Origin of the sequence: Lysinibacillus sp. NPDC096418 (assembly GCF_044762775.1) — a bacterium.
Lineage (GTDB): Bacteria > Bacillota > Bacilli > Bacillales_A > Planococcaceae > Lysinibacillus.
This window is the reverse complement of sequence record NZ_JBIWEY010000008.1, coordinates 38,546-51,186: the sequence shown is the minus strand read 5'-3', so window position 1 is coordinate 51,186 and position 12,641 is coordinate 38,546. Positions and strand designations below refer to the sequence as shown.

The window sequence follows — 12,641 nt, the reverse complement described above, 5'->3', positions numbered from 1 at the left end:
AATTATAAATATTTTTTGTAAGCATGAAGAATTGCCAATCTACTAGAGGCAATTTTTCACGTTTATTATCAGTTAAAGTATTTTAATCAATCTCACATGCGTAAGTTTTTCATTAAATTGGATAACAGCTTCGTCTAAATTATTGAAAAGGGTTAGATAGTCGTTTTCCAAACTTATATAAATACCGTTTAAGAAACCACAATTTTTTAGTTCCATTAGAAGTATGTCATTAATCTTTTGACCTATATAATTTTTTGATTGATGTACTTCATTCATACGCCATTCAAGTATTAAATCAGGACTGTTAAACCAACTTATTTTCTTCGATAAATCGATGCTATTCCATGTAATCGCTATTTCATTATCATAAAGGGCATTAAATTCAAGCTGGATATCATTTAATTGAACAACAATTGGACAATCAGCCCAGTGTTCGTTTGTATTTGCATCATGAACAGTCCAAATGGCAGCGATTTCTTGTTCAATTATTTTCGATAAATGTGGTCGTTGCTCAGATAAAAAGAGATTAGCATCGGAGTAAAATGTTGGTTTATAGTCAGTAATACCAAACATGTAATTTCCTCATTTCGCTAGTTAATGATGTATAAGGGGGTTGATCTTGATCGTGTAAAAGGTGGAGTTCAACGATACTTACTATCTATAAATCATGAACGGGATCTCGATAATTTGGAAATGAAAAATATATAGAAAAGGGAATTAGTGTTGATTGCCTTTTCTACATATAATAATGGCTAAATAGATGTTTATTTATTGGGTTATTATCGTTAAATCCAGCCTTTTTCACTTGCAACTGTAGCAGCTTGTTGTCTGGATTCTACATCGAGTTTTTGAATAGAGGTCGATAGATAGTTTCGAATAGTGCCCTTTGTTAAATATAATTTTTTACTGATTTCGTTTGTTGTACAGCCTTCTTTGACAAGTTGTAATACAGCGATTTCTCGTTCATTTAATGGATTTTGTTCTTTCATAAATAGAGTAGCTGCTAAATCTCTACTAACAACCTTGTCTCCGCGATTTACTTTTCGTATGGCTTCTATTAAATAGTCGATTGGTTCATCTTTCAGCAAATAAGCATTTACATCGCAATCCATCGCTTTTTGTAAATAGCCAGGTCGTGCAAACGTAGTAACAATCATGACTTTACAGGGTAAATGTGCATTTTTGATTTTTTCTGCAAGATCAAGTCCAGTGAGGTAGGGCATTTCAATATCTAATATACAAACGTCAGGAATTTCACTTTGAATAACATCCCAAGCTTTTTGTCCATCTGAAACTTCTGCTACTACCTGGATATCGGACTCGAATGACAGCAACGATGTTAAGGCACCACGTAACATTTGTTGATCTTCAGCTAATAGGACACGTATCATAAGATTCGCTCCTCCTTTCTAGAGTATTGGATAGGCAGCTTTAACGTCACAATGGTTCCACCATTAACCAAATTATCAATGGAAGCGGTTCCTTGAAGGGCATTCATTCGTTCCTTCATAGAAGAAATACCATTACCTAGACCTTGGTTTTCGAGACCAACACCGTCATCAGCAATTTTTAGACAATAGTTATGGTCAATACATTCAATTTCAACGTTACAATTTTTAGCTTTACTATGCTTGATAAGATTTGTAGTAGCTTCTCTAAGACATAAAGCAAGCATTGTTTCTTCCACACTTGCTAATAGGGTATCGGAACTCTGATGATTCAGCTTAAACGAAATATTCGCTGTCTGTAATAGGTTTTTACAATGAAATAGCTCACTTTCTAGTGAGATAAAATTCATATCTGATACGATTTCTCTTACTTGTTTTAGTGCAGTGCGTGTCGTAGATAAAATGTCATCTAATTCATCTTTAGCTCTATTTGGATCTCTGTCCATCAGTTTTGTTGTTAACTCGGTTTTTATTTTAATCATTGTTAATGTATGACCAATCGTGTCATGGAGATCTCTTGCAATTCGTTGTCTTTCGTCTTGTTGTACGAGTTGTGTATTCACCGATGCTATTTCAATTTTTAAGCTTTTTGTTTTCTCTACAAAGTAAATTAATATAGGGAATATTATTTGAATCATCATAATTGGGACGATTATAGGGTCTTCTATTTTAAATAGCTCTCCAGTTTCAACCCATAAAACTATGATAAACATAAGGGCGATGGCAAGCATTGCCGAAGCTATATGCCATTTGGCTTGTGCTCTCCCGATTAAATCCGCGAACATAAATCCAAAAACTAATATGTTAGAGTTTATATAGATTCCAAAAATTGCTATAAGTAAGAGTCCTGTTAATGTTGCCAGATATAGACGCCAATCCCTATGCCATAATGCAATATAAAACGCCAAAAAGAATAAACTGAGGATAATAACTTTGACTACTATCGATAAATCAGAGTCAGAACTTAATACAATTGATATTAAAAAAATAATAGATACAACGTCGATCACTAAATATTGTTTTGCTTGATCTCTTGGATAAATTTTTATACTTTACACCAACCCTTGTCGTTTATTTAGTTGCTACGGCTTGAACCGCATGTTTACGAATCCATTCCAAAGGTCCAACATGGAAATGTTTTATACAAATATGAGCAATGAATAGTTGGAGAAGTGAAAGGGTAACCCATATGGCTATAACTTCAATACTATTTAGCTTTCCACCTAAACCTAAGCCCCACCCATAGAAAATGAATGATGCAATTATATTTTGTAGAACGTAGCAGCTTAAAGACATTTTGCCAATTTGCTCAAATCGCCGCCAAAGCCAATTTGCTTTCTTACATTCTATCATTTTACCAAATATACCAATATAACCAAGAGATAAAATCGGTGCAAATAAATAGCGAACAGGTAAATCCAAAGCTCCACCAGGAATAAAGATAAGAAGATTTAAGGGTACACCAATGTACAGCCCAATAGTAAACAACTTTTTACGCGCTTGACGACCATTTTCATCTTGAGTAAATACGCCGTTACGCATTAATTTTACGCCCATTAAAAATAAGAAGATATTCATCGGAATAATAAAGATAGCCTCTGTTCTAAAAAACCAAAAATTCGTTAAACGATTGACGATTTGTTCAAACCAAGTACCATTTTGATAGAGACTCATAATCGTATCGTTGGTAGGTAAGGTCATATTAGCACCTAGTAAAGCACTTATTAGTATGAGTAGAATCAGTAATGTATGAAAACCTCCAATCATATATAAAGCACGGTTAATGGCTTTATTTCCGGCCCTTACAATAAACGCAACGACAATGGCTGTCACAGCGTAACTCATCAAAATGTCATATTCCATTACGAAAGTGAAATGGATAAAGCCCTCTACAAATAAGAATAAAATTGTCCAAATGTAGACACCTGGCCAAGCATTGCCATTCCGAATTGCTTGTTGATATTTTAGTTCTAAACCAACTCCAAACATAATGGTTAACAATCCAAGCAGCTTACCATTTACGAGAAATAAGACAAGCATTCGAAGAAAATCATTCAATGACCACCAACCAGTATAAGCACTTGTCGTAATGTAAGATAAGTCCCCAAGATAAGCAAAAATCCAAATGTTTGTCCCTAGAGTTCCTAATACGGCAAATCCTCGTAAAATATCGATTAAAGGTAGTCTTTGCGTACTATTTATCATTCATATCACTCTTTCTATGTTTTCTTATAACACAATGATACAGAGGAATAGACATACAAAATATTCACACCCGTCAAAAGTACTTTGTGACAGGTGTCATATTGTACTGAATTTTTTGCTAAGAGGGAGTGAAATAGGGGCTCATCTGCATTTTTACAATTCTAAAATTATTCTGCCGCTATCTGAATTAAGGAGGAAATTTTCTTGCATTTTTTGAAAATGGTTAGACGAGACTTTAACATTACGGAAAATGTAATTCTAGGATAATATTTAAAATAGCGCCAAAATTATAATTTAATAGTACAAGTTGTAAGTTGTCATATTCGTATTTTTTTCTGGGAGGTATTCATGATAAAAAAATTACAATTTGAAATGGAAAGTGATCGGAGTTTATTATCCTCAACATTAAAGGACTTAAGAATATTTGTTGACCATTACGGAAACTCTAAAAGAATAAAAATATAAACAAAAGAGGATTTTTGAGGTCTTCTTTTATTTAATACAGTATCAACATTCTTTTAGAACATAACCTTGGAAAAAAGATTTTGGAGCAATTTTTGGCTTCGTTCAAATATTCTTCGTAGCAACAAGTTCACTTGGTGTTATCGTTTCTGGTTTAATTTATGATCTTACACAAAGCTATACAGTGGCATGGATCATATTCCTGGGATTATTCATCCTAAGTATGATTTGTATTTTAATCGCAATTGGTATGAAAAAAACGCGATCGAAGTTTGAAGAAATTCCTCTAGAAGAAAGTTTGGAAGTAGTGTGAAATCGTGCTATTTTAAGCAAGAGGGATTCCTTTTGGAAAAGTAAGTCTTAGTGGCTACTATTTACATAAGGGTCTCTCTTTTTTTGTTGTGTTTTATCTGTATTGGTTAGGTCATCAACCAATGTAAATATTTTCGTGAAAGTCTAGAAAAAAATTCATAAAGTGCTTTGTAAGTGTGAATTAAAGCAAGTTGAAAATCTAATTGTAAATTTAAAAAAGAAGGTTCATAATAATCGTTACGAATAGTCTGATTTTTGAATTAGTGATTGCTTAATTTCGGGATACCTGCATATAAATCATGGTAGAATATTTTAATGGTGGAGGTTGGACTGACACTGGAAAGGAGATCAACTTTTCACTCTATTGGTAATGATGAAATTTGCTTAATCACCACACCTATACTGACAAATTGTGCAATGTAAATACCTTACACTAAAAGATAAAGGGGGAGAAGCCATGCTTAGAATATTTAAATATATGCAAAGAAATGAATGGCTTTTTGTTGGTATAAGTCTAGTATTTATCGTCATACAAGTATGGCTCGATTTAAAGTTGCCAGACTATATGGCAGAAATTACGACACTTATTCAAACAGAAGGCACAACGACCGCAGATTTACTGGCACCTGGTAGTTATATGCTGTTATGTGCAATCGGAAGTATGATGGCAGCAATGGTGGTTGGTTATTTTGCAGCAAGGGTAGCGGCGGGACTGTCAATGCGTTTACGTGCAATGGTGTATGACAAAACAATGATGTTCTCGATGGAGGAAATCAATACGTTTTCTACATCTAGTTTGATCACGCGTTCGACGAATGATATTACGCAGATTCAGCTTATTATTGCAATGGGCTTACAGGTGATTATTAAGGCACCAATTTTAGCAGTATGGGCGATCGTGAAAATTTCAGGAAAGAATTGGCATTGGTCAGTTGCTACAGGTGTATCCGTCTTTGTGCTAATCATTATGTTAAGTGTAGTAATTTTATTTGCCCTACCTAAGTTTCGTATTATTCAATCCTTAACAGATAATTTGAATCGTGTGTCAAGAGAAGGGTTAACAGGCTTAAGAGTGATCCGTGCCTATAATGCAGAACAATATCAACATGAGAAATTTGAAAAAGCCAATGAAGATTTAACAGCTACTAATTTATTTGTAAACCGTGTGATGGCAATTATGATGCCAGGAATGACCTTTATTATGTCTGGTCTTAGTGTATCGATATATTGGATAGGGGCTTATATTATAAATGAAGCAAATGCGATGAATCGTATTCAGCTTTTTTCGGATATGGTGGTTTTTAGTGCTTATGCAGTTCAAGTGGTGATGGCGTTTATGATGCTAAGTATGATTTTCATCATGCTTCCACGTGCTGCCGTATCGGCAAAACGGGTACTCGAAGTGTTAAATACAAAATCAAAAATCACAGATGGTTCGAAAATTGACGGCTTGCCTGGAATGGTGGGAGAAGTAGAATTCAAAAATGTTGATTTTGCTTATCCAGATACAGAAGAACCGATCCTCCACAACATTAGCTTTACAGCCAAAAAAGGGGAAACTGTGGCATTTATTGGTTCAACAGGTAGCGGTAAAACTTCTGTGGTTAACTTAATTCCTCGCTTCTATGATGCCACAAGAGGGGAAATACTCATTGATGGCATTAATGTAAAAGAATATAAGCAGGAAGCTCTACGCAATAAAATCGGTTATGTTTCTCAAAAAGCCATTTTATTTAGCGGAACGGTCGCTTCAAATGTAGCTTTCGGTAAGAATCCTCAGGAAAATGCACAGGTACTCTTGGGAAATGCAATTGAAATTGCCCAAGCAAAGGATTTTGTAGAAGACCGAGAAGGGCAATATGATAGTGAAATTTCTCAAGGCGGAACAAATGTATCAGGTGGCCAAAAGCAACGATTATCTATTGCGCGTGCTATTTATCACCAGCCAGAAATTTATATTTTTGACGATTCTTTTTCTGCGTTGGATTATAAGACCGATCGTACATTACGTACAGCATTAAAAGAACTAACTACAGAGGCTACAACCTTAATCGTGGCACAGCGTATTGGAACGATTAAAGATGCTGATCAGATCATTGTGTTAGATAACGGGGGAATTGTAGGTAAGGGTACACATAGAGAATTACTTAAAAGTTGTCCTACCTATATCGAAATCGCCTACTCACAACTTTCGAAGGAGGAGTTAGAAGATGAATAAACAAAATCCATCTAGACCAGAGCCTCCTCCTAAAGTGGGGAAGCCTCCAGTTGGGGGAGGCCCACCGGGGATGAAGCCGATGATTGGAGAAAAACCAAAGCAATTTAAAGCTACAATGCGCGAACTAATTGAGTACGCAAAGCAATATATTCCTTTTGTGATGATCGCACTTTTACTAGCATTAATAGGGGCTATTTTAAATGTAGTTGGTCCAGATATATTAAGTGAAATGACCAACACGATTGCCGCCGGGCTAGCTACATCCATTGATCTAGATGAAATTAAACGTTTTGGCTTGATACTGGCGTTTATGTACGGCTTTGGTCTGTTATTTAACTATGTTCAAGGCTTTATCATGGCAACAGTGACACAACGTATTACAAAGAAAATGCGTACAGACATTTCAGATAAAATGCCTCGTATCCCTTTAAAATATTTCGACAAAACGAGTATCGGAAATGTACTAAGTCGCGTAACAAATGATGTTGATACAATCGGTCAAACATTAAATAACAGCTTAGGTTCTCTCGTGAGTGGGCTTGCTACATTTGTAGGTGCCATCGTAATGATGTTTTATACAAATTGGATAATGGCAATCTCGGCGATTTTATCAACGATTATAGGCTTTAGCTTCATGTCCTTTATTATGAAGGGCTCACAAAAGTACTTTATCGCACAGCAAAGGGAACTAGGTCTGATTAATGGGCATATAGAAGAAACTTACGCGGGTCATACTATCGTAAAAGCGTATAATGGTGAAGAAAATGCGAAGAAGGTTTTCCATGATATCAATGAGCGACTATATACAAATGCGTGGAAATCTCAATTTATGTCCGGCTTAATGATGCCGGTGATGATGTTTGTCGGTAATTTCGGCTACGTAGTCGTTTGTGTAGTAGGTGCCATTTTAGTGAATAATGGTGCCATTCAAATCGGTACAATTGTGGCATTTATGATGTACATTCGCTTATTCACACAGCCACTTGCCCAATTGGCACAAGCTGCAACAAGTATGCAGTCTACCGCCGCAGCAAGTGAACGCGTATTTGAGTTCTTAAAGGAAGAAGAATTAGAAGATGAAGGCGAAAAAACTCAAAAGCTTGCAAGCGCAAAAGGGGATGTTGAGTTCAAAAACGTCCGTTTTGGCTATGACGAAGAACATGTCGTCATTAAAAACTTTTCTGCTAGTGTAAAGGCAGGTCAAAAAGTTGCGATTGTAGGTCCTACTGGGGCGGGTAAAACGACATTAGTCAATCTATTAATGCGTTTTTATGAAGTAAATGAAGGGGAAATCACCATTGATGGAACTCCAATACATTCATTAACGCGTGAAAATGTTCATGATCTGTTTTGTATGGTTCTTCAGGATACTTGGCTTTTTGAAGGAACAATTCGTGAGAACATTGTCTTTTCTAAAGAACATGTAACGGATGAACAAGTAGAGCAAGCTTGTAGAGCAGTAGGTTTACATCAGTTTATTAAAACATTGCCTGCTGGATACAATACAGTACTAAATGATAAGGCGAATCTTTCAGCTGGGCAAAAACAGTTACTAACTATCGCCCGAGCAATGATTGAAAATGCGCCACTCCTCATTTTAGATGAGGCAACAAGTTCAGTCGATACGCGGACAGAGATACTGATCCAAAAAGCGATGGATGAATTATCTAACGGAAAAACATCCTTCGTAATCGCACACCGTTTATCTACAATAAAAAATGCAGATTTAATTATCGTCATGAAAGACGGCGATATTATTGAGACAGGTAACCATGAGGACCTTCTGGCAAATGGCGGGTTCTATGCAGATCTTTACAACAGTCAATTTGAAGACGTATCTTAATTAGTTAGTAACAGTATTTAAAAAGAAGTATCAAAGGACTACTGAAACGTCCTTGATACTTCTTTTTTAATTTTATATTTAGGGATTACTTTTAGTTCGATAATTATAGCAAGTGTTTGGTACTTCTCTTTTATGCTAATTTTTTTTGTTTTTGATCTAAAAAATAACTATAGAAAGTTAGCAAACTTGCACATACTGCAACTATTCCACCGACCCATGTTACATTCATTAAATTCCCTTGATGGTAGACAATTCCGCCTAATGCAGAACCAAAGGCGATACCTACGTTACTTGCCACTGGCATAAGTGAAGCGGCAAGTCCTGTTGCTTTTGGCTGATATATTTCGGCAAGGTCAATTAAATATAGCTGAGTAGAAGTTGTTAAGAGAATGGCCATCAACGACATTAAGCCGATATTTACTAGTCCTAAAGTGAAATGATTAGTTGTCCAAAATAAACTAGTTAGAACAACTGCCTGTATGAGAAAAACAAACCGAAGGCGACCGATTGCATTGTGGCTAGCAATCTTCCCTGCGAGGATGTTACTGAAAATCGAGATAATACCGTAACCAAATAGGATTAAACTAATTGAATGACTTGGTGCCTCCATTCCTTTCAAGATAGGAACAAGATACGTAAAGATGGTATAAGTTGCACCGAATCCGAGGGCAGGAATGAAAAAAGCCATCAAAATTCTTGGTTTCGTCAATAAAGAAAATTGATCCCGTATCGAACTACGTACTTGGCTAAGGTTATTTGGCAAGACGAAAAAGGATGCTAAATACGCAACTACTCCTAGGAGAGTAGTAAACATGAAAGTAGCATTCCAGCCGTAAGCTCCTGCGATAACAGTACCAATCGGCACACCAACGACATTTGCAAGTGTAAAACCACCGAAAACGAACGAAATAGCTAGTCCACGTTTATTAAGCGGCATTGTTTCACTTGCTACAATCATAGCAAGTGAGATTAATACGCCTGTTACAATCGCTGTCAAAATTCGAAGTGAAAGGAGCATTGTGTAGCTCGTCGAGATTACACATAAAGCGTTCAGGAAGATGAAAACTCCAATCAAAAACAACATCCATTTACGCTTTGGAAAATGACTTGTTATTGCCATGACTATTGGTGTGGTGATGGCAAACGTAATGGCAAACGCGGAAACAAGTGTGCCTGCTTTAGCATTCGTTATTTGAAGGCTCGATGAAATATCGGTTAATATACCGACAATCATAAATTCGCTTGTCCCGAGCACAAATGTTAATGAAGAAAGTGTTAAGATAAGCAACCAATGTTGCTTGGTTAAATTTGTGGGGTGCATAAGTACCTCTTTCTTAGATGAATTTAAATGTGTCATAGAGTAATTACACAACATTAACATCATACCAAAATAATTTTACGAGAAAAACCCTTTCTAATGTATTACTAACATCTATATGGAATCGGGAGTTAATAAGAATTAGTATGTAAAAATTTCTAGCAATACCGAAAACCGTATCACCAGTAAGTGATACGGTTTTCGTTAATATATATATTCTTATTTAATGAGTAAAATAGTTACCAATCATTCCCATGATATTAGGTAGAGCGGAAAGATATTATACTTTAATAGAATGGAAATCTATGCTAATAATCCTGTATTAACGATTTTGGAATTTTGGGGTACGTTTGTTGATAAATGCTTGGACGCCTTCCTTTACATCTTCTGTTTGGAAAACGTCACCGAAATAATGTGCTTCAATCTTCAGTCCATCTTGTAAGGAAACATTTCTGCCGTGATCAATTGCCAACTTTGCATATTTCAATGCTTGTGAAGAGTGACGAGTCATTTTTTTAGCAAAATGACGTGCTGTTTGTAATCCTTCACCTGCGGGTACAACGGTATTGACTAAGCCGATTTCAAGTGCCTGTTGTGCGGTTAGGGGTTCTCCGGTGAAAATTATTTCTTTGGCCTTTGAAATACCAATCAATCTAGAAAGTTGTTGAGTACCACCAGCACCAGGGAACAGCCCTAATTTCACCTCGGGTAAACCAATTTCTACATGCGCCTCTGCAATACGGAAATCTAGACTTAGTGCCAACTCACAGCCTCCACCTAGTGCTAGTCCATTCAGTACACAAATAGTGGGTTGGGGCAAATTCATAAGAGCCTCAAATGGTTCCTGTAATAATCTTGATTCTTGATAGGCAACTTCATGTCCTTTACCAATTAAGTCTGGGAATGACTTTATGTTACCTCCTGCCATAAACGCTTTCGTTCCTTCACCAGTCAAAATGACTGCACGCACTGTATTGTCAGTCGAAAGATTTCGTGCAATTTGAAGTAATTCGATCACGACATCTTTGTCTAAAACATTAACAGGAGGATTCTGTATAGTGATTATTGCCAATTCGTCTTCGCGCGTTACTTTTACTTTTGTCATATTAAATTCCTCCTATTTTTAAATGTTCATTTTTATACTTTTCACGAAGTTCAAACTTTTTTACTTTACTAGAAGGAGCTAGTGGAATTTCATCCAAGAATACTATGCGCTTCGGCCTTTTATATTTTCTATGTAAAAAAAACATATCCAAATCAATCCCTCCTTTTACAATACACTCTACAATATGCACTTCAATATTCTGATTATTCCTTTTTTCTATCAGTTTAGAACGGGGGCGAATCTCTTGGGAAAATACTATTAATCAACATTATTAAGGTATTTATTCTATTAGAAATGAATACCTTGTTAAAACGGAATAAGGGATTTGCTCAGTTAGTAATATCGTTTTAAAAAGGGAATTATTCTTCTTTATACAATTATTTCGTTAGAGGGGGGGTAGTATGTTAGGATTTATCGGATTAATTGGCGGATTAGTATTACTAATATTTTTAACAGTAAAGGGGGTAAATATCCTAATTGCGGCACCATTTTCTGCGTTGTTTGCAGGTTTACTAAGTGGGATAGTAATTTTCCCACAGATAGCTGCGGAAGGTGAAACGAGTATTATCACAGGATACATGGGTTCTTTTACATCATTTGTTTCCTCATGGTGGTTAATGTTCTTAGCTGGGGCCGTGTTTGGAAAGGTTATGGAGGATAGTGGAGCTGCAGACAGTGTTTCTAAATGGATTGTTGATAAAATTGGTGGTCGTTTTGCTTTAATTGCTGTTATGTTTGCTTGTGCAATTTTGACATATGGTGGTGTTAGCTTATTCATCGTTGCATTCTCAGTATTCCCAATGGCATTAAGTTTATTTAAACAAGCGGATATACCACGTCGCTTTATTCCAGCATCTTTAGCATTGGGTTCGGTAACCTTTACAATGACATCAGCAGGTTCACCAGAAATTCAAAACTGGATCCCTATTGAACACTTAGGAACAACAGCATATGCTGGGTGGGAAGTAAGTTTAATAGTAGCACTATTTATGATGATCTTCGGGTATTTAATATTAAATATGATAATTAAGCGTGCGATAGGCCGTGGAGAAAAATTCGTAGCGCAACAGCAAGACAATTTCAATTTTGAAAGTGATCGTGAACTACCAAATCCAATTTTAAGTTTAATACCATTATTAGTTGTATTAATTTTATCGTATATTTTCCATGATTCATTGGGTACTTCTGCACTAATCATTGCTTTACTAGGTGGTATTTTAACAGCATATTTAGTTAGTTTCAAATACATGAAAAACCGCGAAAAAGCAATCGCAGATGGAGCTTTAGGAGCTGTTATTGCAATAGCTAATACCGCGGCGGTTGTAGGATTTGGTGGTGTTGTGAAGCTAACGGATTCATTCAATGTAGCTGTAGAATGGGTAACTAATTTACCAGGGTCACCCTTAATTAGTGGAGCCTTTGCGGTAGCAATCATTTGTGGTCTAACGGGTTCCTCTTCAGGTGGTCAGGCGATTGCGTTACCTTTACTAGCACCACATTATCTAGACATGGGTGTAGATCCAGAAGCATTGCATCGTGTTGTTGCTATTTCCTCAGGTTCACTTGATACGTTACCACATAGTGGTTATGTTGTAACGACTATTAGCTCAATTGCTAATGAAAGCTATAAAGATGCTTATCCCGCTTTTGGGGCAGTTACGGTTATTCTTCCACTTCTCGGAACAATACTCGCCATTATTTTATTCTCAATAGGTTTGTAAATGATAAAA

The 12,641-nt window shown here is 36.1% G+C and carries 10 protein-coding genes; 3 read left to right on the top strand and 7 right to left on the bottom strand.

Features of this window, described 5'->3' with window-relative positions:
- Nucleotides 1–72: 72 nt before the first annotated feature.
- From ACIQZG_RS09190 to ACIQZG_RS09175, 4 genes are all read right to left on the bottom strand, one after another.
- Complete coding sequence (locus ACIQZG_RS09190) at nt 73–573, bottom strand: hypothetical protein (RefSeq protein ID WP_402754878.1); 501 nt, start codon at nt 571–573, stop codon at nt 73–75.
- 212 nt (nt 574–785) lie between these two features.
- On the bottom strand, nt 786–1,391 hold the full coding sequence (locus ACIQZG_RS09185; RefSeq protein WP_402754877.1) for a response regulator transcription factor: 606 nt from the start codon (nt 1,389–1,391) through the stop codon (nt 786–788).
- Nucleotides 1,388–2,458 carry a sensor histidine kinase gene (locus ACIQZG_RS09180; protein ID WP_402754876.1) on the bottom strand — a complete coding sequence of 357 codons (1,071 nt, stop codon included), beginning with the start codon at nt 2,456–2,458 and terminating at the stop codon, nt 1,388–1,390. Before ACIQZG_RS09180 ends, ACIQZG_RS09185 begins: the two co-directional genes overlap by 4 nt.
- Before the next feature lie 61 nt (nt 2,459–2,519).
- A complete protein-coding gene (locus tag ACIQZG_RS09175) occupies nt 2,520–3,653 on the bottom strand; it encodes a DUF418 domain-containing protein (protein ID WP_402754875.1) in 1,134 nt (377 codons plus the stop codon).
- Nucleotides 3,654–4,884: 1,231 nt separating this feature from the next.
- Here ACIQZG_RS09175 and ACIQZG_RS09170 point away from each other — a divergent pair.
- The gene (locus ACIQZG_RS09170) at nt 4,885–6,645 is read left to right on the top strand and encodes an ABC transporter ATP-binding protein (RefSeq protein WP_402754874.1); all 1,761 of its coding nucleotides are present in this window, start codon (nt 4,885–4,887) and stop codon (nt 6,643–6,645) included.
- On the top strand, nt 6,638–8,488 hold the full coding sequence (locus ACIQZG_RS09165) for an ABC transporter ATP-binding protein (protein ID WP_402754873.1): 1,851 nt from the start codon (nt 6,638–6,640) through the stop codon (nt 8,486–8,488). The genes ACIQZG_RS09170 and ACIQZG_RS09165 overlap by 8 nt, the downstream gene beginning before the upstream one ends.
- A gap of 130 nt (nt 8,489–8,618) precedes the next feature.
- Here the strand turns inward: ACIQZG_RS09165 and ACIQZG_RS09160 are convergent, their stop codons facing one another.
- The 3 genes from ACIQZG_RS09160 to ACIQZG_RS09150 form a co-directional block, all read right to left on the bottom strand.
- Complete coding sequence (locus ACIQZG_RS09160) at nt 8,619–9,809, bottom strand: MFS transporter (RefSeq protein WP_402754872.1); 1,191 nt, start codon at nt 9,807–9,809, stop codon at nt 8,619–8,621.
- Between the two features lie 319 nt (nt 9,810–10,128).
- A complete protein-coding gene (locus tag ACIQZG_RS09155; RefSeq protein WP_402754871.1) occupies nt 10,129–10,911 on the bottom strand; it encodes an enoyl-CoA hydratase/isomerase family protein in 783 nt (260 codons plus the stop codon).
- A gap of 1 nt (nt 10,912) precedes the next feature.
- On the bottom strand, nt 10,913–11,062 hold the full coding sequence (locus ACIQZG_RS09150) for a hypothetical protein (RefSeq protein ID WP_402754870.1): 150 nt from the start codon (nt 11,060–11,062) through the stop codon (nt 10,913–10,915).
- 250 nt (nt 11,063–11,312) lie between these two features.
- On the opposite strand from ACIQZG_RS09150, the gene ACIQZG_RS09145 reads away from it, so the two are divergent.
- A complete protein-coding gene (locus ACIQZG_RS09145) occupies nt 11,313–12,632 on the top strand; it encodes a GntP family permease (protein WP_402754869.1) in 1,320 nt (439 codons plus the stop codon).
- Nucleotides 12,633–12,641 lie beyond the last annotated feature (9 nt).